This is a genomic window from Arthrobacter sp. 05T45 (assembly GCF_056395875.1).
Genome location: NZ_JBFTKI010000018.1, coordinates 1 through 24,033 on the forward strand (window position 1 = coordinate 1; position 24,033 = coordinate 24,033).

Sequence of the window (24,033 nt, forward strand, 5' to 3'; positions counted from 1 at the left end):
TGAAACCAGCCAAATAACACCAGACCACACCACGGGGTGGCGGGCCCGGCAAATTCAACCAATTCAATACAATAAATTGGTATCAACAAACTTGGCACACTATTGAGTTCTCAAACAACAGACACACCCGGCACCACCACAACCAACAAACAGTCAAGGATCGCTCCGGAGCAACTTTTCAAACTTACCCGATCTCGGAAGTCTTTGCAAATTCGCATTTCTGCGATTTGCATTCATCCAAGAAGGTCCCCGCCGTTATTTAGCGCGCAAATTTGCGAACCATTTTCAGGCTGTTTAGAAGGGGGTCGGTCGCTTTCTTTCCGCATCAGCGGCGGCGACTCGAATTACTTTACACGCCGGGAGGACCCTGCACAAATCGGCCCCCTGAGGGGGTCCCATGGCGTCACATTCCCCGGATCCGCGCGGATTTCGGCAGCCCTGGCCGCCCCCAAAGGCCGGCGGGCCGGCGTCGGGCTTCTATGGAGTGGGTCACACGCGCACAACACGGGGCTTCGCTCCCGGTGCCATACTCAGAGCGTGACGACGTCGTACACGTTCCGTGCCGAGCTGTGGCAATACCCCGAGCAGGCAGGCTGGCACTTCATCACCTTGCCGCCGGACCTGGCGGAGCAACTCAAGGACCAGGCCGCCCCATTCCGGAAGGGCTTCGGTTCGGTGAAGGTGAAGGCCTGCATCGCCGGGCAGCGGTGGTCGACGTCGCTCTTCCCGGACAGCAGGACCAACTCGTACCTCCTCCCCGTCAAGAAGGCCATCAGAACCGCGGCCGGCATCCGCGCCGGCGATGAGGTGGACGTGGAAGTCGAGCTGATTCTTGAGGGCTGACAACAGGGATTGGATTGCAGGGGTAACTGTAGGGCGACCCGAACGCTTCTGCTCTCTACTGCGCCGCTGCTTGAAGGAACAGTTCACCGGGCCGGCGATGCCTCCACGAAGGCCACCTGCGTGGCGTATTGCTGATACAGCTTGACGGCCTCGTCGATCTCGATGTGGCCGAAATTCAGTGCGACCTGCAGCCCCTCCAGCTGGGCGCTGGCGGTCTCGGCTGCGCTCACACGGTCCGCCACGGAACGGGAAGTGGCAAAGTTCGTGGCCAGCGCCGCGGCAACGGAGCAGATCACCGCCAGCAGACACAGTCCCCGCCACACAATCGAGTCGTCCGCCAGGTTGAAGATGTTCGCCACCGCTTCGGTGAACCCCGTGCCACCGGCGGCGGGGCCGACCGTGAACGCGGCGGCCAGCGCACTGCCCACGATGCTGATGCCGGCCAGCCGGGAGCGCCGTGGTCGTTCCCTGCCGAGGTAGGACTGAAGGTCCCGTTGCTTCTGGTCGATGCGGTTGGACAGCCTTTGCCGCGTATCGGATGTTTCGTCCATGATCTGGTCCCCGGTTCCCTCGCCGATCGTGTCCGCACGCCTGGAAAGTGGGACTGCCAGCGGTCCACCGGTTCCCCAGGATTCCCCAGCCGGGACGGGATCTCCCTGCCCCTTGGCCGCTCTCCTCCCGAAACGCGCACACGTTTAGGATGCTCCCGCGCCACTGCGGGTGTCTAGACACTTGATCGACGACGTCGGCGTTCCCCGCCGGTCCGGGCGGGGGAACGGTGCCCCGAGGTTCTCCCGCCGCCGCTATTCGTTCGTCGGCGCCTTCACGTCAGCTCCCGCGTGCACGGCGGTCTCGGTGGGAGGCCGCCAGATGGGCGTGCCGTCGAGTGAGAGGTCAGCCGGTGGAGCAGTCACATGGGCCGTGATCCCCTGGGACCGGAGTTCGGCCTCCAGTATGAGCAGCATCCTCTCCGCCATGCCTATAGAGAGTTCGCCTTTGGTGTCAGTCCAAATCATGGGGCCAAGTTCGGTCAGATAGACATCGGAGACGTAGTTTGGCGTGTACTGGGGGTAGTCGCCGGTCATTTCGGCGGGCCTCAGTTCCTTGCCGTTCTGGTCCACCGACATAAAGCGCTCTCCCGCCGCATACAATGCCGCGGCGGCCTTGTCCTGGTCGTCGGTCTCGACAAGGAACCCGGGTGACGTTTCCCATCCGTCACCCAGTCCTTCCTCATACCTCTCGCCCTGCTGGTCGAAGATGTCAGGTGCCACGGTTACGCTCACCGGGCTGCTTCCCTTCACGTTGCCGTCGTGGGCGATGGACGGGCTCGGCTGAGGACCCGGGGTTGAGGGTGCCGCACGCATGGTGGGCGAGGTGAAGGCTAGACCGGGCTGTGGGGATCCAGAGCACCCGGCCAAGGCCAGCCCGAAAGCCACCACTACTGCCCCACAAAGATGTCGTCTCGACACGTGCCCTCCCCCGGCGCCCACCAGCCGAGGTCAGTGTAAGCCACCCCCGCCGCGCAGTCACCTAGCTGGCGGGGTCGTACTGGAAGGCGCGCACCTCCTGCGCGCAACGGCAGGCGGCCGCGATCTTCGCGGCCCACTCCAAAGCCTCATCGTAGGAGGGCAGCTCCAGCACCGAGTAGCCGCCTTCGAGCTGCGTCGTCTGCGGGTAGGTGCCCTCGCTCACGGTCCCATCGCCGTCGACCATGACGGGCGGGATGCCCTCATCGATGCCGCCGCCAAACACCCAGACGCCGGCGTCCTTCGCCTCCTGGACGACCGCGTGCGACGCATCCGAAACAGCCTGCAGCTCTTCCTCGGGGAAGACCATGGCGGCACTCGGAAACGAGATCAGATACTTGGTCATTCGCGTCGACTCCTTGTTTGCAGCACGGTTTGCAGCTCGGTGGACCGCATTCATCCTCGCCGATGCCCTCGTGCCGCGCAACGGTCTCGGCGGTCACGGTGGCCGTGACGCAGGGCCTGTGACTTCACGCAGCACCCGATCCGTACGGGCGCGTGATTGCCTCAAGGAAATGCCCGTCAGGATCCGCGAAGTAGACGCCGCGTCCCCCGTCGTTGTGGTTGATCTGCTGTGGGCGGGACCGTCCCGGGTCCGCCCAGTAGGGGATGTCCTCGGCCTGGATCCTTGCGAAGATTCCGTCGAAGTCCTCCTCGCTGACCAGGAAGGCGTAGTGCTGCGGGGCGATGGGCTGGTCCGCCGTGGCGAAATCGAGGGCCACCCCGTGGTCAAGGGGCACGGTCATGAAAGACCACATGGCTTGGGGTTCCGGCAGTCCGAGCACGTTGGCCAGGAACTTCGCCGACCGACGCTTGTCCGTTGCGTAGACGATGGTGTGGTTGAAAGCGACCGTCATGGCGACCTCCTCCGGTGTGGTTGTCTGAGACCATCTGACATCCGGCACTCTTCAGATTTCAAGAGCGCCGGCTACGTCCTTGGAACCTTCACGGCGCCAGTCTCAGAAGGGGAAACATTGGCTGCGATGACGACGGCGGCCATCGGACTCAAATACCTGGTCTACGACTTCGCGGTTAGGGCATTTACGAAGAGCTACAAGACTCCTGCGCTGCTCGTCTGCTTCTTCGTCGGCTACGCGGCCGCATAGGCCATCGACGCTACCCACCATGGGCGCGATTTTCCAAACTCCGTTGGTCCTCTTCGCATTTGGGACCGCAATCGCCGCGACGGTCCTTTTAAAAGACCGGCCTCCTCAGACCGGGGCTACGCAGGCCCCGTGAACGGACGCGGTGCTAACAGCACGCCGCCGCGCGGAGCTGAACTCCGCAAAGGCACCGCACGACGTCGGGCCCGACCTCCGCCTCCCATGCTGGAGGTGGGGATCAGGCCCGTGCGGTTACTGGCGTGTGGCTGGCGGGATTCAGTCAGCCCTGCAGGGACCGCAGGGATGCGTACGGTTCGCTGGGCAGGTTGCCTGCCATCCAGGGGCGGGTGGACCGGATGGGAGGGGTGTGGCCCCGGCCGTCGCGGACGACCGCGACGATGGTGGCGACGGCTGCGAAGACCAGGAGTCCGGCGAGCAGGAGAGCGGCAAATTCCATGTGAAGAGCACCTCGGGCGAGTGATGGAGCTGGTTGTTGGGGCTGATGATGGATCAGGTTGTTGGGCCGGAATCCCGGGCGATCGGTGCGGGTTTAGGTTTGCGGCCGGGGTTCAGGTTTCCGGTCCTTTTGTGGGGACATGTCCAGTTTCCGCACCCACCGTGTGAGCCACCGTGTGAGCATTTTCCGCTTTGGTTTTCCGCCCGATTCTGGCTCCCTTCGGCTCCGATCAGGCGCCGGTCAGGCGACGTCGCTCTCCCGCCGCATGCTCGCCGTCGGCCCCTCCCCCGTGCCCGCGGGCGGCGTAGCATGACTCATATGGCCGAGACTTGGATTCGGCTCCTCGGTCCGCCCCGGATCGAGTCCGCTGGCACCGCACCCCGGCAGCCCCGGGGCCGCAAGGCCTGGGCTGTGCTGGCCTACCTCGCGCTGCAACCGGGCGGCACCGGCCGGGCCCGGACGGCGGCCCTGCTGTTCCCCGACGCCGAGGACCCGCTCGGTGCCCTGCGCTGGAACCTGTCCGAGCTGCGCCGGACCCTCGGCGCGGAATCGGTCGGCGGCGACCCGCTGCGGCTGGTGCTGCCCGCCGGCTGGAACTGCGACGTGCTGGCGGCCCTGCAGCCAGCCGGCGACGCCGACCCCCGCACCTTCGACGGCGACCTCCTGGAGGGTCTCACCTTCGAAGAATGCCCGGCGTTCGAATCCTGGCTGGAGGACCAGCGGCACCGGCTCGAGAACTCTGTCCTGACGCTGCTCTACGAGGCATCGCTCGCCGCACTGGCGGCCGGAAGAACGGACGACGCCGTCGACCTCGCCACCCGCGCGCTGCACCTGGACCCCTTCAACGCCGACTGCCACGCCGTGCTGATCAAAGCCCTGCTCGCCCTGGGTGACTACCGGCGGGCACGGGAACAGGCCGACAAGTGCCGCGAACTCTACCGGCGGGAGCTCGGGCTCGGCGTGCCGGCCGAGGTACGCCGGGCACTGGCAGACGCGGCGCCCGCGGCCGAGCCCGGGCTGCCGGCGAGTTCGGCGGCGGTGCGGTCCTACCTCGACGCCGCCGAGGCCTCGCTCTCGGCCGGCTCCGTGGACCGCGGGCTGGAGCAGTTACGCCTCGCGGCTGACATCGCGCAGCGGACCGGCGACCATCATCTGCTCGCCGAATCCCTGGTCACCTTGTCCGGGGCACTGATCCATCAGGCCGGCGGCCGCGGTGCCGAAGTGGCCGACCTCCTACACAGAGCTTTGAAGTCGGAAGGGTTGGACCCGGAATCGCTCGGGTCGGAGGGACGGAACCCCGGGCGGCCGGCGTCGCGGGTGGCGGCGGCCGCGTACCGGGAGCTGGGGTACCTGTCCGTGCAGCGGGGCATTCCGGACCGTGCGGCCGGCTGGCTGGAGCAGGCGGCCCGGGCGGCGGACGGGTTCGACGACGAACGCTCCAGGATCCTGGCCATCCAGGGCATGGCGGCCTCGGACACCGCGCACTACGGTGAGGCGCTGGCGGCCCTGGCCGAATCGAGCCGGCTCGCCACCGCCGTTGGCGGCCGCCGCCTACTGGCGTTCAGTACGGCCCTGACCGGCCGGGTGCATCTGCTGCGCGGGGATTTGGAGCCGGCTGTTGAATGCCTGGACCGGGCCCAGGAACTGATCGCGGCCGAGCACTGGACGGCCTTCGAACCCTTTGTCGCCGGCCTCCGCGGCGAGACCTTCCTCGCCGCCGGCCGTCTGGAGGACGCCGCTCCCCTGATCGACCGCTCGTGGGTGATGGCCGACGTCGCCGGCGACCACTGCTACCTGACCCTGGCCGCCGGGGCCAAGGCGAGGCTCAGCATGGCGCTGAACGATCAGGCCGCGGCCGAATCCTGGCTGAAGCGCGGGCTCGACACCACGCCCTGGTACCTCTGGTACCGGGCACGGCTGCTGGACACGGCTGCCGAGGTCGCGATCGACGCCGACTCCCCCGCCGCCGGGGACTACGCCGACCGGCTGGGCACCATGGCCAGCCGCGGCGCCTTGCGCGAACTCGTGGTCCGGGCGCACTCGCACCGGGCGCTCCTGGGCGACACCGCCGCCGCCGAGACCATCCCGTGGCTGGCCAAGGACATCGACAACCCGGCGCTCAACACCTACCTGGCGCGCCGCGGCCAGCTGTGACGCCGGGCTGCGGCGCGTGCTGTGGCACGGGGCGGCAGGGGCGAAAGACACTGCTGACTCGACGGGCGCCTGGTGCTACGGTAGCGAAATGTCAGCAACCTTGGTTCGCCCCAGACGCGGCAAAATCTTCGCAGGCGTGTGCGCTGCCTTGGCCGACCGTTTCGAAGTCCCCCGGGCATTTGTCCGGCTCGGGTTCATGTTCTTCGGCCTGTTCGGCGTGGGCGAGTTCGTCTACATCGCGTTGTGGATCCTCATCCCCCGGGACGACTAGCCGCAGGCTAGTGGTGCGGGACCCGGCGCGGGAGCCCTGGCCGGCATGAGGAGTGCCACGGGCGGACGACGGCGGTGCGCGCCGTGGTCGTCGTCCCTGTTTTGGAAGCACAGCTGGGTTAAACAAAAGCAGGGCCCGTCCGAAGACGGGCCCTGCTCGAAACCTAACGGTCCCGGGTATCTAAAAGGAAATTAGATAGCCTGGATGTTGGTGGCCTGGGGACCCTTGGGGCCCTGCTCGGTTTCGAAGGAGACCTTCTGGTTCTCTTCGAGGGAGCGGAAGCCGGAGGAGTTGATCGCAGAGTAGTGTGCGAAAACGTCCTGTGAGGAGTCATCGGGGGAAATGAAGCCGAAGCCCTTTTCAGCGTTAAACCATTTGACGGTACCAGTAGCCATTATTTTTGTCCTTCGTGAAGGTGGAGGAACTGTCCCGACTTTCGGGTCCTCCTGTTTGGGGTGCTCAAAACCGCTGCTTCAGAAGAACAAGGTCTTGCAACCTTGCGTACTGCCTGAACTACGAACTGCATAAACACAACAACAGGATCAACTCTACAGGAGATTTGTGCGGTGAATTACCACAGCCCCATCGAGCCGCCGTCCGCGGCAGCCCACCCCGCATCGCGCCGGCCGTCTGCGCGCCTTGCCTGTGCCGTGCCCGGCCGCGGGCATATCCTGCAGGAAGACCAGCCCGCGACCGTCCTTACCGGAGGAAGACCCATGGAAATGCCGAAAGCGTCCGACGCCGACAAGGAACACTTCCGCTCGGTGCTGCCGGACAAACCCAAGGTAGTGGTCAAGCCGATGTTCGGGAACCTGGGCGCCTTCGTGAACGGCAACATGTTCGCCGGCCTGTTCGGCCCCACCATCGGCGTGAAACTGGCCGAGGCGGACAAGGAGATGCTCGAAAGCACCGAGCGGACCGTCCCGTTCGGGCCGGCGGAGCGTCCGATGGGCGGCTATACCGGGCTGCCGGAGATCTGGAACGCCGAGGGCGACGGCGACGAGGCACGGGCCAAAGCCTGGGTGGAGAAAGCATTCGAGCACGTGGCCGGACTGCCGCCCAAGGAGCCGAAGGTTTCTAAGCCCCGGCCCAAAAAGTAGAAAGACTAGGGCAGGACAACATTCACGAGTTCTGACCGACTGCCGGTCTCCAGGTCCTCGGTAAGGGCCAGCGCACCGATCTGGGGGCAGTGGTACTTATACTCCCGGGAGTTCTTTTCAAGCGGCGTCCAGTCGTAGACCTTGACACAGTCGGTGTACGTGCCTGACTTGGTGGAGACGGTCTCGCCGGTAGCTACCGTGTCCCGTATGTCTTCCGCGTGACCAACGTAGAATTCCTGCCGGTAGGAATCGCCGACGCGCTGCTCGGCCTTCATCCAGATGCCGGCTTTTGCCCCGTCTTTTCCATGGAGAAAGCTGCCCGAATGGTGCAATAAGATCCCATTCCAGTAGTTGTTCACGTCCTCGCCGAAGTACCAGACGTCGCCGTTTTTGTGTTGCGCCAGGTAATCCCGGGTTTCCTCTACGAGCTGCCCGTTCTTGTACTCCTTGTCCAGATAGACCACCGTCTCAACACCCTCTATGGTCCTGGTCTCCGGCAGGATTACGATCTCGATCCTCTCGGTGACTCTTCCTTGCTCGGTGGTCTCGTACGTCAGTTTTTTGCCGACAGGGAGGGCGAAGTATTTATTGGTGATTTCAGTGGTGAAATCGGCGGGGTTGATCTGCGGGTTGTACTCCGCCGCCCTACTCCTTTTTGTGTTGTCGAGGACAAATATTGTCGCCCCACCACCAACAGGACGATCACACCAAAGACGATTCTGGTTCGTCGATTCATGACCTTTCCCACTCCTTCCGAGTAGAAATTCCTGTAGGGGTCAGAGCACCGTTGCTTGCCCATGGCCATAGGAAAACGGTAGCGGTCCGCACTGAGCCGCAACACCCTCGGCGAACACCACGGTTGGAGCGCCATCGCCGTCGTCGGGCACCTGTACGAAGCGACGCTGCGGGCATATCCTGCCAACAAACCCAGCCCTGCACCCTGGCTACGGGAGAAGAACCATGGAGACCCCGACGGCCGCCCGACATGCGGCTCCGCAAAGCATCAACACCCTCATCATCGGGGCCGGGCAGGCTGGTCTGGCCACGAGCTACTGGCTAAGCCGGGCCGGCGTCGAACATCAGTTGCTGGAACGGCGCGAAACGCTTGGCGGGGCGTGGCAGGACCGGTGGGACGCGTTTTGCCTGAACACGCCGAACTTCTCGCTCGCGCTGCCCGGCATGCCGTACGACGGCCCCGCCCCGGAAGCATTCATGCTGCGAGATGACCTCATCGGCCATTTCCGGCACTATGCGGAGAGCATCGGCGCTCCGGTCCGAACGGGCGCGGATGTCACGCGCATCGCGCCCGCGGAGGGCGGCGGCTTCAACGTGGCCACAACCCAGGGCAGCTGGCGGGCCCGGAACGTGGTGCTCGCTACCGGCGGCTACCAGCAGCCGAAAATCCCCGCGCTGTCGGCGCAACTGCCCAGCCACATCCTGCAACTTCACACCGACAGCTACCGCAACCCGGGCCAACTGCCCGACGGTGCCGTGCTCATCGTGGGCACCGGCCAGTCCGGCGGCCAGATCGCCGAGGAACTGCTCGCCGTCGGCCGCGAAATCCACCTGGCGGTGTCCATGTGCCCGGAAGCACCGCGCCGGTACCGCGGCCAGGACCTCCTCTATTGGATGATGCAGCTTGCACAATTCGGCCCCGACTACGGACTGAACGGCCTCACCGTGGGGCAGCTGCCCTCCCCCGCGGCGAGGTTCGCCTGCAACCCGCTGGTGTCCGGCGCCGACGGCGGCCACGACATCCACCTGCGGGACCTCGGCCGCCGCGGCGTCCGGCTGCACGGCCATTTGGAAGCAGCCGACGACGGCGACCTCGTCTTCAGTGATGACCTTCCGGAACGCCTGGGCCTGGTGGAGTCGGCGTTCTACCAGCGGATGAAGCCGATGTTCGACAGCTATATTGCCGCCACCGGCATGTCGGCACCGGAGCCGGAGCCGCCGCGCAAGGACGATTGGCTTCCTTCGGAGCCGGTGCGGCTGAACCTCGAAGCCGCCAACGTCACGTCGGTCCTCTGGGCCACGGGCTACCGGCTGGACTTCAGCATCCTGGACATCCCGGTGCTGGACGAATGGAACTACCCCCGGCACCACCGCGGTGTCACCGAACACCCGGGCTTGTACGCCGTCGGGTTGCCGTGGTTGACCGGGCACGGCTCGTCCATCGTGGCGGGCGTGGGCCGCGATGCCGAATACATTGCGCAGCACATCGCGCAGAACAATGCACAGAACATCGCCGCCCGGTGAACGCGGCGTTCCAGAGGGGTGGCTACCCGGTCAAGGCCCGTCGAAGTCCACTGGTGCGGCGAGGCCGGCCGAGCTGAACCATTCCCTGGCCCATGCCTGGACCGAGGGTATCCCGAGTTGCTCGGCAACAAGCTCCGGCGGCCCGTCGAACACGGACTTCCCCTCCTCCACGAGGTCCCCGGTGCCGCTGCCGGCGAGGAGCCCGAAGAGGGCCGGCTGGTCGAGGAAGGGAAGCTTCCCGCCGGCGCCGTCGGTCAGCACGCCCCAGCGCGAGGTGAACAGCGAATACTCCTCCGGACGTTCCCCGTGGTCCGCCACGAGCGGGCAGGCTTCGCCGTCGAGCTGGATCCGCCGGTAGTTGGGCTCCGTTTCGTCGAGGGCCATCAGTTGGACGTCGTCCAGCCACGAAAGCCAGACCGCTGTGCGCTCTCCCAGCAGCGGATACGGGGCGGCGGCGATGTAGCCGGCCTTGCTCACGTGGGCGGAGTGGCCAACGGCGATGTTGTGGAGCCGCCCCCGGACCAGCGGCAGGACCGTGCTGACAGGCTGGTGGAAGCTGGCGAATTTCCGCCGCATCACGTCGGCGCTTGAATTCGAGCCGATGGAGACCACCAGGGAACGGGCTTCCAGCGGTGCCGCGCCGGCTTGCGCGAGGGCCTCATCCAGTCCGGCTGAAAGCTCCAGGGGCCGGAACTCATCGCCGTCCAGGACACCCGAGGCCACGGGCGGGTCCCAAGGATACAGCAGCGGATCGAGATGGCCGGCGCCGCCGGCCGCGCTCAGCCCCTTGGACTCGGCCGGGTGAAGCCTGATGGAGCCGTCGGCATCGTGCTGGAGACTAATCAAGGTGGCCCGCTTTCGTGGCTCGGGACTTCCAGTGTCCCGCACTTTTGGGGGAAGCGGGCCTTCGGCGCTTAAGGAGCCCGCCAGCCCGCGCGGCTTCGGTACGAGGCCATCCCTGCATCGGAAGCACTACCCCGGTTCTCCGCCCGCACCGATGGATGCTCGAAAGAATTGTCTGTTGACCCGCTGTGGCCGCTCGACTCGTGGGTGAGCCGTGGCAAGATGGTGCCCAATATGGACAGGCGGTTGCGGCGCGCTCCCGACGCGGAATGGGTGCTGATGTACCGGCTCGGGCTGAGCCGGCAACGGATCGCTGCCCTCGTGCGAGCCGAGCCCGCCGCCGTCGGATACCACCTGGCCATCGCCCGCCGCCAGGACCCGGCCCTCGAGGCCGAACACCAGGCCGCCGTCGGCCCCGCACCCATCCTCTACCCCTCTCCCAAGGACCTCGCCCGCATGGAACATGTCGTCGCCTGGATCGCGGCCGAAGGCCGGTTCCCCGTCGGCCGTTCCGCCGACCGGGACGAACGGTCGATGGCGCGTTGGCTCTCCCGGCGCCGCCGTGAAGCAGCAGGCGACAGCCTGGACCCGGCCTACAGCGACGGGCTTGCCCGCGTGCCAGGGTGGCTGGACAACCGCCGGGATGCCGAGGACGAGGCCCGCTGGCACGACCGCCTCGCCCAGCTCGCGGCCTACCGCGGGGAAGGCAACGACTGGCCCCGCCACCAGGACTGTGACTCGGTGCGGGAGCACGCCCTTGGGGTGTGGATCCACACGCAGCGGTACAAATGCCGCCGCGGTGAACTCGATCCCGTGAAGATCAAGCTCCTGGACGACGTAGTGCCGGGATGGCGGGTCGGAAGGACCCGGGGCCGCCTTCCCCGGCGGTAACGAGCGTATCGAGCGCTGACAATGAACCCCCGTCAAACGGCGAACAGATGTGTGCAGGGATCCGGGCCGATTAACACCGCCAACCCTCGGGCAGGTGCACCGCCGGCTCTGCGAGCTCCTGGAAGAGTCACAACCCGATATGCGCCAGCTCATCCCTATCAACATTGACGATGCCACGTTCTTCGGGCGGTAAGTGCAGCTCGCGCCTTATTCCTGAAACTGCAACCAATAGGTAGGTTTGTCGAAGAGGATCAACGGCAAGACTCCAGGGCACGCAGCTTCGGGTGGGCAGATCGAGATCCCTGTCCTGGACCGGGTGATTTCCCGGCGCCTCGACGACCACATCAGTGAACGCCGTGGGGTGGATCGGACCGTTGACTTTCTCGATCTCTGGCACGGCTTTGGAGACGGAAGTCGGCGACGGCCGCGCGCTGCTGTCGAGCTGCGGTCCAGTACTCAGGCATGTTCTTCCAGATACCTGGCGGCGGCCTCCATGCGCCCAAGGTCTTCCCCCAAATGACCAATGCCTTGGTTACATCCCTGGCACAGCAGGCCCCGCGGCTTTCCAGTCGCATGGTCATGATCCACAGCGAGCAATTTCAATTTGCCGAAGCGCATTACCGTCTCGGGCTGGCCACAGATCGCACATACGCCACCCTGCGCTTCCAACGCGGCGTCATACCACTCCGGCGTCACGCCATACATGGTTCTGATGTGGGTGCGGCGCTTAACGGCAGCAACCCCCTCCGGATCCTGCTCTCTGTACCGCCGGTGATAGTTAGCAGTCTGATGGACAACGAGTGTGCAGGTCTTGCAGGCACTTGCAAGGCCTGTAGCTGCTCGTGCGAGCTTGTAGAACTGGTCTACCGGAAGCCACTCCTTGCACTTTCCACACTGCTTTTTGCCGTCAACGATCTTAGACGCTCTGGGCAATCTCTTCCCACCTCCGCTCAACGAGGTACACGGACGCTTTGCGGATGAGCTCTGGGCTGTCCCGCAGCGCCCCGATTCCAATATTGCACTGCTGGCACAGCAAGCCTCGCGGTTTTCCGGTGGTGTGATTATGGTCAACGGCGAGCATCTTCACTCCGCCCCCCGAACTGAGTTTGCTCTCAGGAAGTTTACAAATGGCGCAGACTCCACCTTGCTCAACCAGCTTGGCCTCGTACCAGTCGGCAGTCACACCCTTGCTTTTAAGGTTTCCTCTACGCCCTCGCGCCTTCCTCAGGTCCGGATGGGCGCTGTCCCTCCACAACCGCTGGGACGCTCTCTGTGCGGCAAGATACCCCTCAGGATCCTTGGCCTTGTCGCGATTCCGTTTGGCTCTTTGGTCCTCGGCTGCGCACACCTTGCATTTATATGCGAGACCAGTGGGCGTGCCGGAATCCATGCCGTAGTCGCTCAACGGCAACAATTGTTTACATTTGCTGCAGGGTTTCTTGCCGTCGACAATTTGAATCGCTGTCATTCTTGTGATTGGGACGTACGTCCTCTTAAAGCTCTCCGAGGTGCACGCTTTGCACGCGCTGGCGAGACCGCTTGCCGTTTGTGAATGTTTGTGGAAATCGCTGACCGGCAGCAGCCTCTTGCACTTGCTACACGACTTCTTCCCGTCGACAATAGGTACGGCCGTAGTGCGCGGCACGGGCACGTACCTGATGCGATCCCGCTCACCAGTGCATGCCTTGCAGGCGTAGGCGAGTCCCGATGGGGCTTGTGACATTCGGCCGAACTCGCTGATGTCCCGAAATTGACCGCACTGACTGCAACGTTTCTTACCGTTCGCAATGACCTGGTTAAGTGATCTCATTGTCGTTCCTCCTCTGTTGGGCGTTTGGGCATTGGGCAAACCTTCTGACTTCCGCGGGATGATTTGGAGAAGTGCGGCCGGCGAGGAACGCGTTCCTGATATGGGCGAGTAGGCAAATGCCCGCCCGCTCGACATCCTGAACCGAACTACTTGGTGGCTAAGGAAGCCTCTTGCCGGAACCTGCCGGGGCGACACGCAAAGCAACTTTCATCCCGTAGCGGGTGCTCCCGCGCTGCTTCATCTTCGACGGAAAAGTGTTTCCACCAGTTGTCTTCGCTGCCAAAATCTAAAAAGTCGAAATGGGAAGACGGGGTAGTCGTTGGCAGCATGTGCTGCTGCTACAGCGTTCAAGGCGATGACGCTGGGCTCTGAGATTTCCTCGTCAACTGTGTCGTTGTCCCCGACGGCAGACCGGCTTCGGTTGGCCTCCTGCATTGACAACTCAATTGCATCAATATTTGTCTCCGCGCCTGTTGTCCGACGCCCCCTGACGGCAACCATCTGACGATTAGTGAGGAAGGATGTCAGGCGCACGCCGCCCCTTACTCCTTCGAGGGCTTCAGATCCTGCCGTGCTGCTTGGGGCCTTCATGTCCTTCTCCTCAATGCCAAGTCGAGTAACTTTTCTCACCGTAACTTGTATCATGAGTTTGCGCAAGGGTGATGAGCCGCTGCAAGATGTGAGTTGAGTGGATCTCCTCGTTGCCAACTTTCCTGTAATGTGTTATTCAGATCAGGGGTGAAGGGTGGCATGCGAGATGCTTTTGAAGTTCGAGGACGAGGACTTGAAGCGCCTCGCCTACGAACCGGACCACCGCTCGGACCGCTGGCCGGCCGGGACAACAAGGGCATATAGGCAGCGGCTGCAGCAAGTGCACTCTGCAGTGAGTGAGCGAGACTTGATGGCGCTGAAATCCCTTCGCATGAAGAAGTTGGAGGGTAGCGATGACGGCATATGGTCGGTCAATATTGATGCGAAGTATCGGCTTGCACTTCGGTTCCAGACTCGAAATGGAGAGCGTTTCGCCACCATCATTGAAGCTCGATCACAACAAGCAGCCGAGGAGTGATGTAAGTGGCACACGACCTCGCTGAAGCATTTCCTCCGGGGGAATCTCTCTCTGAGGAACTTGAAGCCCGTCATTGGTCACAGAGTGACTTCGCTCAGATCCTGGGGCGACCGGCACAATTTGTCTCCGAAATCATCGCCGGCAAGAAGGAAATCACCAGAGAATCAGCAGCCCAGATCGGCGCGGCACTCGGGACTGCGCCCGAATACTGGCTTAATTTACAGAACTCGTACTTGTTGTGGACCCAATCTCGCAGTGAAGCAACCCGCAAAGAGCTGGACGATGTGCGTTTGCGGGCCCGGATGAACGAACTCGCCCCTGTTGCCCTGCTACTAAAGAGGGGAATCCTCAAAGGCAGAACACTTAAGGAACAAGCCAATGAGCTGGTTGACTTGTTCCAAATCGAACGTATCGAAGAAACACCTGGTTTTCTTGCCGCCGCACGGCGCTTCGATCGAGATCAAGAGCCCACACCATCGCAAAAAGCGTGGCTAGCCTGTGCACGTAAACACGCGCAAGAGCTCCATGCCAGCAAGTACGATGCGGCTGGACTTACGCATCTAGCGGAACGCCTGTCACGAATCGTGGCAGACCCAGCGAAATTTGGAGAACTACCTACGAAACTTGCAACTGTTGGAGTTCGCCTCGTTTACGTGGAAGCCTTCCCTGGAAGCAAGCTCAATGGGGCTGCCTTCCTCCTGAATGAGGACCCGGATCAGCCAGTCATCGCCCTGTCAGGTCGAGGAAGGCGACTTGATATTGTCCTCCTTACGCTGCTTCACGAAATTGCCCACGTTGTATTAGGGCATGTAACTCCTGACCGCTCAGTCATAGATGATGACCCTTCTGAGGAACCTGCTGAGGAGGAGGCAAATCAGCTGGCGGGAGAATGGCAAATCCCTTCCGAGCTCCCCGGACCGCCTGCCACTGTCCGACGGGGTTGGCTAGACTCGGCTGCCGAGAAGATTGGGGTTCACCCCGTAGTTGTCCTTGGCCGTCTGCAGCGGGACGGATTACTGGACTGGCGAACTGCTCTGGCGAAGGACGCTCCATCCGTCGATGAGTACCTCCAGTTATGGGAAAAGAGCGGACATTGAACCGGGGGACTACTTCGTTGCGCGACGTCGTCCTGATCTTCCTACTAGATGCGGAGGAGAATGCTGACAAGGGACATCAGCGGGGCCGCTTGGTTGACAACGGGTCAACGAACCACGGTCCGAGGGTCAGCCTGGCGCATCGCAGCCGTGGCTGCTTTTTGGTCCACGCGAGACAAATGACCCGAGTGACATAGAGCAAGGGCTCTGGCAAAGACACGGCGGCCCCGATCGTGGACCTGCATCTGGCCGGCCTATCGGAACCTCCGGATGCGTTCAGGTTCGTGCTCTTTGGAGTTTGCCGGATGGAAGAACGGCGATGTCACTGGAATTGGGTCACCAGAGAGATGACCGCAACGCTTCGACGGAGGCATGATAGCTGTCCTGTCGTCGTCGAACCGTGCCCCCACTATTGACAGCACTTATGCATCGTCTGCGTAGTGCTGGACCAGATGTGAAACGGCCGCCACGGGCGGAATCCGTCAATTGACTTGCGTACCCACGCTCTAGCCTCGTCACGAGGCAGGCGGGACGCGATATGCAGGCAACTCCATAAAAATCGTTTGTCTCTTCTGAAAATGCGAGGCCAATGCACGGCGCATAGGGTGAGTGTTCACGCCATTCATCGGGGATCATGGCGATGTTCTACAAAGACCAGGGGATGTTCGTTGTCTTTAAGTTCATGAATTACCCAGTCGCGCATCGACTCGACATCGGAGAACGCTGTGCAGCCAAAGAGCCAGCTCACGGTTCCCAGCAGTGCGTCCATTCGTACTCAATGTCTCCAGAACGAAGGCGGACAGCCTGGCCCGTTCATCTCCGACGGTCTCGGATGCGGCCAGGCTACGAAGGCGGCAGTGTCTGTTTCTGCTGAGGAAAGTTTCTATGGAATACAGGGCGATATTGGCTGACTCGCGGCTGGTCCACTCGTCGGTTCCATCGATAAGCCGAAGCAACCTATCGTCCTCAAGCGCACACTCCACCACGGGCCACAGCTGTGCTCTATGCCGGCTGTATTGACAATGGCGACCGTCGCCACCGGTGTAATTGGGCTCTCTCAACACTGCTGGCGTTCCGGTCGCGGCAATCAGCCTGTTCGTCGTTCTGCATGCCTCGCTGCGCTGTGGGGAGTTAAGGATCGCGTCCGGAAGGAAGCCTGCCTGACGGCATGGACGGAAGCATTTAAGGACAGCCCCGCCCGCGTTGACAAAAAGAGATGAAGATGACAGGCAGTTCCTGAAAATCGAAGACTAATTCATTCGCAAGGAGGGCCGGCCGGCGGCTCCCTCCAGGGTCCGGGCCTCTACGAATGAATCCGACGGGCCAGTATGCGTTGCCCTCACCCGGCCACCAAACTATCTCTTTTAGGCTTCCCGCGCGCACAGATAGGCGACCGGATCCGGCGCCGGCCCCATGCCAACACGGGCGCGCAGCTGACTGAATTGACCGAAGAGCATGCCGCCGCCTCGGATCTAGCAGGAAGCGGAAGCACGTTGGTGGTTGATCAGGTCGCGCCGCGGTAGGCTCATGGAGCAGAAGGCTCGCATGCTTGAACGAGATCGCTTATGGCTGGGATGGCGGTGTCCGGCCCCCGGGGACGGGTTCATGGGTCGCCCCTGGGAGGCCCACTCTATTGGCCACCCCAGCCCCGCCTCTGCGTTCTTTCGGAGGGAAGTAGACGACACTCCGCTACCCCCAGCATGAACGTCACGACCGTTCGGGATGCAATGTAGTCTCGAATTATGTCTCTGGATACCCTACCGAACGTCGTTAGTCGTGGCACGAATAGTAAGCCAGTTGCCAGCGAGGCCCTGGCCGTGTTCTTTGAGTCTGGCAACGCTCCCGGAGGGGGCCACCTGACTATTGGATACCCCGTGACCACGGTGTCCGAAGATCGGGGACCTCTTGATGCCGTCTACGTTTCTCCTGGCACTGGAGTTGTTGCTTTCGACATTGTCGAAGGCTCAGAGTTAGGCGATTACCAGACCCGCCAAGATGACGTATACACCCGGCTTGAGGTTCGACTGAAGGCACATACGGCCCTCGTGGAGCGGCGCGTCCTGAAGGTGAAAGTCCACACACTCACATTCGCACCAGCGCTGGCGCGTGTGCCGGACGATAGCGCATATCCGGTCGCCAATATGGCAAATATCGACGAAGTTCTTTTCCGTATGGTCAGTGACGAATTTGAGCCAGAGGTGCATGAGCGGGCTTTGTCAGCGCTACAAAGCATGTCGAGTATTCGCCGCACGAGCACCGCCCGTCCTGTTCGGCTCCCCGACTCTCGAGGGGCGATACTGAAAGGCCTTGAGGCCTCCATCGCGACTCTTGACGCCCAGCAAAGCCACGCCGTGATCGAAACGGCCGACGATGTCCAGCGGATTCGTGGACTGGCAGGTTCGGGTAAGACCGTCGTGTTGGCGCTCAAGGCCGCTTATCTCCACGCCCAGCACCCCGACTGGCGTATCGCCGTAACCTTCAACACACGGTCCCTTAGGGACCAGTTCCGGAGATTCATCAACAACTTTACGATCGACCAGACCGGCGATGAGCCGGATTGGTCGATGGTCGACATCATACAGGCTTGGGGTGCGTCAGGCGGTGGTAACCGTGAGGGGCTCTATCATCGTTTTTGCGTCGAGAATGGCGCAACCTACTACGATTTTGGTGCAGGCAAGAGCATGTTCGGCGCACAGGACGCCCTGGGAGGTGTGTGTGAGCAAGCCTTGACAGAGGCTGAGGGCTCTAAGCCTTTGTACGACGCCATTCTTGTTGACGAAGCGCAGGACCTTCCTCCGGCATTTCTGCGTATGTGTTACGAGATGCTCGGTGACAAGAAGCGCTTAGTCTACGCCTACGACGAGCTGCAAACCCTCAACGGCAAAGGACTTCCTCCGGCCGAGGAAATCTTTGGAAGTACGAGTGCGGGACGGCCTCGCGTTGAGTTTGGAGGCTCCGGGGGTGGTCGCCGAGACATCATCTTGGAGAAGTGCTATCGCAACTCTCGGCCCGTCCTGGTCACCGCACATGCATTGGGATTCGGCATATACAAGAAGCCTTCTCCCCCGGCCTCCACCGGAATCGTACAAATGTTTGAGCAAAAGGATCTCTGGACCGACATAGGGTATCGCGTGCGTGAAGGAGCCCTCATGGACGGGCAGCACGTACGCCTAGAACGTGATGCAGAATCAAGCCCACGGTTTCTTGAGGAACATTCCTCCACAAGTGATCTGTTGACATTCAAGGTGTTTGACTCCGTGAGTGATCAAAATGAATGGATTGCCGAGGAGATCCACCGAAATTTGGCCCACGACGAACTTATCGCCAACGACATCATTGTGATTAATCCCAACCCGTTTACAACCCGCACCAATCTTGGTCCAGTTCGCAAGGCTCTAATCAGTCTTGATATTCAGAGTCACATTGCTGGAGTGGACGTTGGTGCAGACATCTTCTTCAAGCCAGACGAAAGAAGTGTGACCTTTACAGGCATCTATCGAGCCAAGGGCAATGAGGCTGCAATGATCTATGTCGCTAACGCCCACGAAGACTTCACGTCTAAACAAAACCAAGCTCGAACCCGCAACCGCCTTTTCACGGCAATAACGCGAAGTAAGGGTTGGGTTCGTGTTACCGGGGTCGGCTCAGAAATGAGAGAACTTTTGGAGGAGTTCAATACCATCGAAAATTCTGGCTTCACACTGGATTTTGATTACCCAACTGAAGAAGAAAGAAAGACGATGCAAATCCTTCATAGAGAGGTTCCTCCGGAGGTGCAGAAAAGGGTCCGGGGACATGACACCTCGCTGGATAGACTCGTCAAAGATCTCGAGGCTGGGTCGTTCTATAGAGAAGACCTGGATTCCGCTACGTTGGCCCGGCTCGAGGCGCTTCTGCGCCATGAGTAGGCGAAAGCCCACCGTCGAACTTCTCAAGAACGAAATAGAGGATGTGACTGCGTTTCTGGTGGGAAACGGGCTCGTGGATGACCAAAACTCAGTCGCACGTCGTCCTGGAATAAGTGGAATCGTTCGTTTGGAGGCAGACTACTGGGCTGATGCTCCCCGCATGCAGGAGAAAATACCATACGGGGAACTCTACGAGAGGCTTAGGGAGTCGCGAGCCTATGACCTGAAGTTCCTGGACGGCGCTTTCGTGCAATTCAGGTTCATGTTTAAGGACGCAGACACACTCACCAAGAGCGAACTGCGTTTCCTCCCCTCACCGAACCTCACGACTTTCCAAGAGGATCCAGAACTTTACCTTCACGACGAACTATACGGAGATGTCGTAGACAAACGTGCCGTAACGGTTCCACTGCGGTTCGACTTCGACGACTCGGATGAAGTCGTCAAGGACGTCCTGCATCCCGTAAGCCATTTAACGTTGGGCCAGTATCCCCACTGTCGCATCGCGGTGACTTCTGCCATCACGCCGTATCACTTCGTTGAATTCTTACTCCGCAGTTTTTACAGGGGAAGGGCGACGTTACCCACAGACGGCATGCCACGGGCCAGGGCAGTCATGCCTCAAACTATCACCGAAGGAGAACAAGCGCTTCTCCATATTGCCTTGCCGTACTCCTAAGTGAACTTCGAGCCGCGGGCCCTGTCGGGTCGAAGCCGGGCGCGCCGCCGGCGAAAAGGCTGCTGCGCCGCTCTTAGCTTCGGCCCTGCTGACCCGGCTTACGGCGCAAACCGATGTCGAACAGGGAGCTCGTGGGGGACTGGTCGCCCTGGAAGTCGTTCGACGCCAGCAGATGGCGCGACCGTGCAAGAGAATGAGGATCGACCGAATTGCGCGGTGGATTCGCAAGTGGTCCGCGGGCGGGGCTCATCATCAATCTCCGTGGTGAGTGTTGGCCACTCGTCCGCTTGTGGACCGACCGTGCGAAACGATGCGCTCACTGAAACTTTTGCGTCCCCGTGCTCCCAAAGTGACAGGCTCAGGCGAGGCAGAGGAAACATCCAACGCCGAGGGGAGTCCTCGCTGGTCGCGCGGTGGCCACGTCCGAGGCATCCGATAGTCAGGTCGCCTGTGTCGGCTACTGTGTCCACGCCCAGCAGCCGCATCAGCTTGGCAAGAACTTCTATACGCGGAGCTTTTCAATGTAGGACTAGCCGCCGCGAATGCTAGGGGACGCAGTGGGGGCAGGCCCAAGCTCCTATGCAAGCCTATAGTGGCGCGGGCTAAGCAGTTGCACGCCGCTGGCAATCTGAGCCCCAAAGAAGTTGCCGATGCTGTCGGCGTATCTGTTGCCGTCCTCTACCGATACCTGGCCAAGTAACCACACGATGAAGGGCAGGCAGGCAGTCAGACTGTCTGCCTGCCCTTCGGCGTCGAATCAGGACTAGCCTATTCAGCCGCCTCCGGATCGACGCTAGGGATTACCTTGTCGATGGCTTGGACCAAATCAGCAGCGACCCCATCAGCCTCAAGCGCAAGGTCAACGAGCTTTCGTGCCTGCTGGAACGTAACAGCAGTGCTGGTGTCGACGCCCGCAGCGACGTACTCCGCGCGTTTCGCCAAGCTTGCGATCAGTGCGTGATCGTCGTTGGCCGAGTCCCAAGCAGGAAACGGAACCATAAAAACATACTTGTCAAAGTCCCGTTCCCCGAACAGTCCCAAATTTTGGAGTGGCTTCACCCGCTCCAAAAGGACTGGGCTGTTTAGGATCGCTTCCAGATAGCGCGCCTCGGACAATGTGTGTGCCGGAGCCCAGTACAGCTTGTGCTCCACTAGCGCGCGCACGTCTGTGGTAATGGCGGCCGCCAACCGGCTCCCCGAGCTTGTGTAACACACACGATAGGGCGATTCAGTTGCGAGCTGTGCGCTGAGCTGGCCGTGGTAGTCGATCCGCTCGTGAAGTGGTGTCTTGTCTGTCTTGGACCGGTTGGCCACCCAGCCTGCCTCCGCCTGCGCCCACCAGGAATCGAGGTCGGGTGTGGATCGGATAACGGAGCCGGCCAGAATCTGACGGTTGCGAATCGGGGCGACACACTCCAAGGGCTCTTGCATTCGGTAAGGGAGTACCGTTTCGCCCAGGAGGAGCGGGAAAACAAAGGCTTCGGAGACGGTGGCACTGAGCGATTCGAGAAATTTCCACGGCTTCTTGTCCTGATTGGAGCGCCGGGAAGTCAAAGCCACCCGGCCGGCACCCGCGCCAAGGGGTCCCGCGTCCACTCGTTCGACGCAAACGAGCATACGAGGAAGAATGAGCGCACCTTGACGGAACCGCTTGGCGTAAGGCGAAACGGGCGCGGGCTCGCTCGGATCGTGCTGGGTAACTTTGCCCGCTGAGATAGTGATGCGGTCCTGAACCTTCTCCCACGTTTGTGCGTGGTTCGAAAAAGTACCCTTCCAGTTCCTCGTGGCGGACGGCATCGCGGAGGCTAGGGTGCTTGAGACCTTGCTCCCGAAGATGACACAGGACACCATCGGAAAACCTGTTCGGATCCTGACGAACTCCCACGATTCTTCAAACCTCGCAGCCAAACCCGAGACGGTTTGGCTATTTTTGTACCAACGGCCAGTCCGGAAGCCGTGGTGGGGTTTGCGCGTCAGCGTCCCGTGAGGCATCACAAACCCGAATCGCCCCTCGGGCTTCAAATAGAGTTCGACGGCGCGAGTCACAAACAAGGTTGAAAGGTCGCGGGCGCTGGCTCCCAAGGCACCCGACAAAAGGTTACGCTCCTTGGCCAACCGCTTGTACCGGTCCTGCATGGCACCGGGCATCTTGGAATATCTCAGCCAGGGCGGGTTCCCGACGAGGACATCAACCCTGTTCTCTGGCATGGAAAGCCAGAGCGGACGCACGAGGTTCCGGACGTAATAGCCCCAGATGTGATTTCGACCATTCAGGTGCAACTGACGGAGCGTGGAGAACGTTGCGCGGAGAACATCCCTGTCTTCTTCCGGGACGTTGTGGGCCGAAAGGATTGGGTCAACAAGGTCCCGAACTTTGCTGGACGGACTCGCATTACGCAGTCTGCCTTGGACCTGTGGAGTAATCCGACCTGGAGCAAGTTCTTCGTCAGCGGATGACAGCACCTTGTCGGCCATCGCCGACACAAGGCTGTCAAAGTTTTGAGCATCGCTGAGGATGGATAGCGGAAACACCAGATTGTCGTCGAACAATAGGCCACCGCCTGCGGACATGATGTCCTCCCCGGTAGTTTCCACGGTGATGGCGTCCTCGGATGAGAGGAGGCTCGACTGTTGCTCCCACTGAAGAGAGTCGCCCAGATACACCGGGATGGTGATCCGGCCGCGAGAAGGATGCCTCAATCTATCCGCGCCGATCGCAAGCAAGTACGTCACCCTAGCTAGGGTCACTGCCACCGGGTGGATATCCATTCCGTAAACGTGGCATACCACACCGTCGACCGCGTCACCCACTTCCATCCCCTTGGCTTCAGCCGCATCAAGGTATGTCCTCACGGCGTGAAAGATGAATGTGCCGGACCCACAGGAAGCGTCTAGGACCTTCGTGTCCAACGGGTTGTCGTACTCCTTGGCAAGGACTCGGTCGGCCAGCCAGTCCGGCGTGTAGTACTCACCAAGAGCCTCTCGGGTCTGCTGGGTGATTACGCTTTCGTATAGATGCTTTAGAACGTCGTGCTCAACCTGATCCCAGCGGAACTTGCCGATCCTTGCGGCCAAGGAACGTACGAACTGCTCTCCCCCATCAACCTCCAAAACCCAATCGAAGAAGTCCGCCTCCACAACCCCGTGAATCTGGGACGATGCGAACCGGCTGCCTTCGGCGAGCTCACGCGGTCCCACAGCATTAGGGCCGCTTAGTTCAAACCCGATCACAGCATGCGCTATTGCCTCAGCAGTTAGGACCAGTAGCGTGTGGTCCAAGAACAGGTGCTCCACATCTTCGAAGCTGGAACCAAAAGCAGTTTTCAGTAGCTTGCCCCAGAGCTCTCGCTTCAGCACGACAGTAGGGTTGTTGCGGTTGGCATCGAACAGAGCTTGAAGAGATGCGTGGTCTGCATGATGGGCTGGTGACTCCGCGCCCAGTCTTCCCTCTATTTCAGCAGGGGTCGGTTTTATCTGCTCAACCGTCGATAGGACGGCCCCGAGCCAGGACCGAAGGCGCTCCGTGTCTGTTGCGTTGTTGATCAGGAGCGGCTCAGCCGCCTGTATCATCCTTCCCGACTGGTCCGGGTCAGGAACGTAGAGTATCCATTCACGGCCGTCAGTGAGAACGCCAAGGTAGCGTGCTCCCGTCTGGTCGCAACGGGTGCTTACGTACTGACCTAGTTGAACCTCAGCAGTTTCGAGAACACTTCCCACGCGCAGGTTCTTCTTCACTTCGATGACCGTTGTCCCAGATTCAACATCGATACGGCGACGGCTTCCGTCGCCCAGTTGGGCCTCCATCGCGACGTTAACGGATTCTTCCGCAATGTCGTTGGAATCAACGTTCAAGCCAGCCGCGAGTATGAAAGCCCGAATGTCCGCTTGGAGGGTCGCTTCGGAACGCGCGGCTTCCCGTCTGGCAATCCGCGCGGTCATATCTTCAAGCAACTCTGGCAAAGGTCCCCCTAGTGGACTAGTAGATGCAACGAGCCTATCGGGATTGAGAGCTCGGCTGTTGATGCG

At 61.4% G+C, this 24,033-nt stretch carries 25 protein-coding genes; 12 read left to right on the plus strand and 13 right to left on the minus strand.

All coding sequences use genetic code 11. The features are described 5' to 3' along the window. The first annotated feature begins 537 nt into the window (after positions 1–537). On the plus strand, positions 538–843 hold the full coding sequence (locus AC1DGD_RS15625) for a DUF1905 domain-containing protein (RefSeq protein ID WP_476857420.1): 306 nt from the start codon (positions 538–540) through the stop codon (positions 841–843). Between the two features lie 83 nt (positions 844–926). Here the strand turns inward: AC1DGD_RS15625 and AC1DGD_RS15630 are convergent, their stop codons facing one another. The 4 genes from AC1DGD_RS15630 to AC1DGD_RS15645 all read right to left on the minus strand — a co-directional run bounded on the left by AC1DGD_RS15630 (position 927) and on the right by AC1DGD_RS15645 (position 3,226). Beyond that, the gene (locus AC1DGD_RS15630; protein WP_476857421.1) at positions 927–1,394 is read right to left on the minus strand and encodes a hypothetical protein; all 468 of its coding nucleotides are present in this window, start codon (positions 1,392–1,394) and stop codon (positions 927–929) included. A gap of 252 nt (positions 1,395–1,646) precedes the next feature. Continuing rightward, positions 1,647–2,126, minus strand: coding sequence for a hypothetical protein (locus AC1DGD_RS15635; RefSeq protein ID WP_476857422.1), 480 nt, complete (start codon positions 2,124–2,126; stop codon positions 1,647–1,649). Between the two features lie 247 nt (positions 2,127–2,373). Continuing rightward, the gene (locus tag AC1DGD_RS15640; protein WP_476857423.1) at positions 2,374–2,715 is read right to left on the minus strand and encodes a YciI family protein; all 342 of its coding nucleotides are present in this window, start codon (positions 2,713–2,715) and stop codon (positions 2,374–2,376) included. Positions 2,716–2,839: 124 nt separating this feature from the next. Further along, positions 2,840–3,226 (minus strand): VOC family protein, encoded by a 387-nt coding sequence (locus AC1DGD_RS15645; protein WP_476857424.1) that lies wholly within the window; start codon positions 3,224–3,226, stop codon positions 2,840–2,842. 117 nt (positions 3,227–3,343) lie between these two features. Here AC1DGD_RS15645 and AC1DGD_RS15650 point away from each other — a divergent pair, with 117 nt between their 5' ends. After that, complete coding sequence (locus tag AC1DGD_RS15650; RefSeq protein WP_476857425.1) at positions 3,344–3,475, plus strand: hypothetical protein; 132 nt, start codon at positions 3,344–3,346, stop codon at positions 3,473–3,475. A gap of 277 nt (positions 3,476–3,752) precedes the next feature. Here AC1DGD_RS15650 and AC1DGD_RS15655 read toward each other — a convergent pair whose 3' ends face one another. Next, positions 3,753–3,929, minus strand: a complete 177-nt coding sequence (locus AC1DGD_RS15655; RefSeq protein ID WP_018773982.1) for a hypothetical protein — start codon at positions 3,927–3,929, stop codon at positions 3,753–3,755. Positions 3,930–4,247: 318 nt separating this feature from the next. On the opposite strand from AC1DGD_RS15655, the gene AC1DGD_RS15660 reads away from it, so the two are divergent. Next, entirely contained in the window at positions 4,248–6,083 is a 1,836-nt protein-coding gene (locus AC1DGD_RS15660) for an AfsR/SARP family transcriptional regulator (RefSeq protein WP_476857426.1), read from the plus strand. Between the two features lie 88 nt (positions 6,084–6,171). After that, a complete protein-coding gene (locus AC1DGD_RS15665; protein WP_223915840.1) occupies positions 6,172–6,354 on the plus strand; it encodes a PspC domain-containing protein in 183 nt (60 codons plus the stop codon). Between the two features lie 191 nt (positions 6,355–6,545). On the opposite strand, the gene AC1DGD_RS15670 is transcribed toward AC1DGD_RS15665, so the two are convergent. Further along, positions 6,546–6,749 carry a cold-shock protein gene (locus tag AC1DGD_RS15670; RefSeq protein ID WP_011690916.1) on the minus strand — a complete coding sequence of 68 codons (204 nt, stop codon included), beginning with the start codon at positions 6,747–6,749 and terminating at the stop codon, positions 6,546–6,548. A gap of 321 nt (positions 6,750–7,070) precedes the next feature. On the opposite strand from AC1DGD_RS15670, the gene AC1DGD_RS15675 reads away from it, so the two are divergent. Continuing rightward, positions 7,071–7,454: a TfoX/Sxy family protein gene (locus AC1DGD_RS15675; protein WP_476857427.1), complete on the plus strand. Its 384-nt coding sequence runs from the start codon at positions 7,071–7,073 to the stop codon at positions 7,452–7,454. Between the two features lie 5 nt (positions 7,455–7,459). Here the strand turns inward: AC1DGD_RS15675 and AC1DGD_RS15680 are convergent, their stop codons facing one another. Then, on the minus strand, positions 7,460–7,918 hold the full coding sequence (locus tag AC1DGD_RS15680; RefSeq protein WP_476857428.1) for a hypothetical protein: 459 nt from the start codon (positions 7,916–7,918) through the stop codon (positions 7,460–7,462). A 496-nt stretch (positions 7,919–8,414) separates the two neighbouring features. Between AC1DGD_RS15680 and AC1DGD_RS15685 the strand changes: the two genes are divergently transcribed. After that, complete coding sequence (locus AC1DGD_RS15685) at positions 8,415–9,713, plus strand: flavin-containing monooxygenase (RefSeq protein ID WP_476857429.1); 1,299 nt, start codon at positions 8,415–8,417, stop codon at positions 9,711–9,713. 30 nt (positions 9,714–9,743) lie between these two features. Here the strand turns inward: AC1DGD_RS15685 and AC1DGD_RS15690 are convergent, their stop codons facing one another. Next, positions 9,744–10,559 carry a hypothetical protein gene (locus AC1DGD_RS15690; RefSeq protein ID WP_476857430.1) on the minus strand — a complete coding sequence of 272 codons (816 nt, stop codon included), beginning with the start codon at positions 10,557–10,559 and terminating at the stop codon, positions 9,744–9,746. A 168-nt stretch (positions 10,560–10,727) separates the two neighbouring features. Here AC1DGD_RS15690 and AC1DGD_RS15695 point away from each other — a divergent pair, with 168 nt between their 5' ends. Beyond that, positions 10,728–11,447, plus strand: a complete 720-nt coding sequence (locus AC1DGD_RS15695; protein ID WP_476857431.1) for a helicase associated domain-containing protein — start codon at positions 10,728–10,730, stop codon at positions 11,445–11,447. 127 nt (positions 11,448–11,574) lie between these two features. On the opposite strand, the gene AC1DGD_RS15700 is transcribed toward AC1DGD_RS15695, so the two are convergent. The 3 genes from AC1DGD_RS15700 to AC1DGD_RS15710 form a co-directional block, all read right to left on the minus strand. Then, complete coding sequence (locus AC1DGD_RS15700; protein WP_476857432.1) at positions 11,575–11,844, minus strand: hypothetical protein; 270 nt, start codon at positions 11,842–11,844, stop codon at positions 11,575–11,577. A gap of 59 nt (positions 11,845–11,903) precedes the next feature. Then, a complete protein-coding gene (locus AC1DGD_RS15705) occupies positions 11,904–12,152 on the minus strand; it encodes an endonuclease VII domain-containing protein (protein WP_476857433.1) in 249 nt (82 codons plus the stop codon). A 211-nt stretch (positions 12,153–12,363) separates the two neighbouring features. Then, the gene (locus AC1DGD_RS15710) at positions 12,364–12,915 is read right to left on the minus strand and encodes an endonuclease VII domain-containing protein (RefSeq protein WP_476857434.1); all 552 of its coding nucleotides are present in this window, start codon (positions 12,913–12,915) and stop codon (positions 12,364–12,366) included. 1,099 nt (positions 12,916–14,014) lie between these two features. Here AC1DGD_RS15710 and AC1DGD_RS15715 point away from each other — a divergent pair. Together AC1DGD_RS15715 and AC1DGD_RS15720 are read left to right on the plus strand one after the other, a co-directional pair. Then, on the plus strand, positions 14,015–14,326 hold the full coding sequence (locus tag AC1DGD_RS15715) for a type II toxin-antitoxin system RelE/ParE family toxin (RefSeq protein ID WP_476857435.1): 312 nt from the start codon (positions 14,015–14,017) through the stop codon (positions 14,324–14,326). 5 nt (positions 14,327–14,331) lie between these two features. Next, positions 14,332–15,423 carry a HigA family addiction module antitoxin gene (locus AC1DGD_RS15720; RefSeq protein ID WP_476857436.1) on the plus strand — a complete coding sequence of 364 codons (1,092 nt, stop codon included), beginning with the start codon at positions 14,332–14,334 and terminating at the stop codon, positions 15,421–15,423. A 619-nt stretch (positions 15,424–16,042) separates the two neighbouring features. On the opposite strand, the gene AC1DGD_RS15725 is transcribed toward AC1DGD_RS15720, so the two are convergent. After that, positions 16,043–16,189: a hypothetical protein gene (locus AC1DGD_RS15725; RefSeq protein WP_476857437.1), complete on the minus strand. Its 147-nt coding sequence runs from the start codon at positions 16,187–16,189 to the stop codon at positions 16,043–16,045. 1,105 nt (positions 16,190–17,294) lie between these two features. On the opposite strand from AC1DGD_RS15725, the gene AC1DGD_RS15730 reads away from it, so the two are divergent. The 3 genes from AC1DGD_RS15730 (at position 17,295) to AC1DGD_RS15740 (ending at position 20,707) form a co-directional block, all read left to right on the plus strand. Next, complete coding sequence (locus tag AC1DGD_RS15730; protein WP_476857438.1) at positions 17,295–19,328, plus strand: DEAD/DEAH box helicase; 2,034 nt, start codon at positions 17,295–17,297, stop codon at positions 19,326–19,328. Next, positions 19,321–20,007 carry a DUF2290 domain-containing protein gene (locus AC1DGD_RS15735; protein WP_476857439.1) on the plus strand — a complete coding sequence of 229 codons (687 nt, stop codon included), beginning with the start codon at positions 19,321–19,323 and terminating at the stop codon, positions 20,005–20,007. Before AC1DGD_RS15730 ends, AC1DGD_RS15735 begins: the two co-directional genes overlap by 8 nt. Before the next feature lie 460 nt (positions 20,008–20,467). Then, positions 20,468–20,707, plus strand: coding sequence for a helix-turn-helix domain-containing protein (locus tag AC1DGD_RS15740; RefSeq protein ID WP_476857489.1), 240 nt, complete (start codon positions 20,468–20,470; stop codon positions 20,705–20,707). A gap of 68 nt (positions 20,708–20,775) precedes the next feature. Here AC1DGD_RS15740 and AC1DGD_RS15745 read toward each other — a convergent pair whose 3' ends face one another. Then, positions 20,776–23,859 carry an N-6 DNA methylase gene (locus AC1DGD_RS15745; RefSeq protein ID WP_476857440.1) on the minus strand — a complete coding sequence of 1,028 codons (3,084 nt, stop codon included), beginning with the start codon at positions 23,857–23,859 and terminating at the stop codon, positions 20,776–20,778. Between the last annotated feature and the right edge of the window lie 174 nt (positions 23,860–24,033).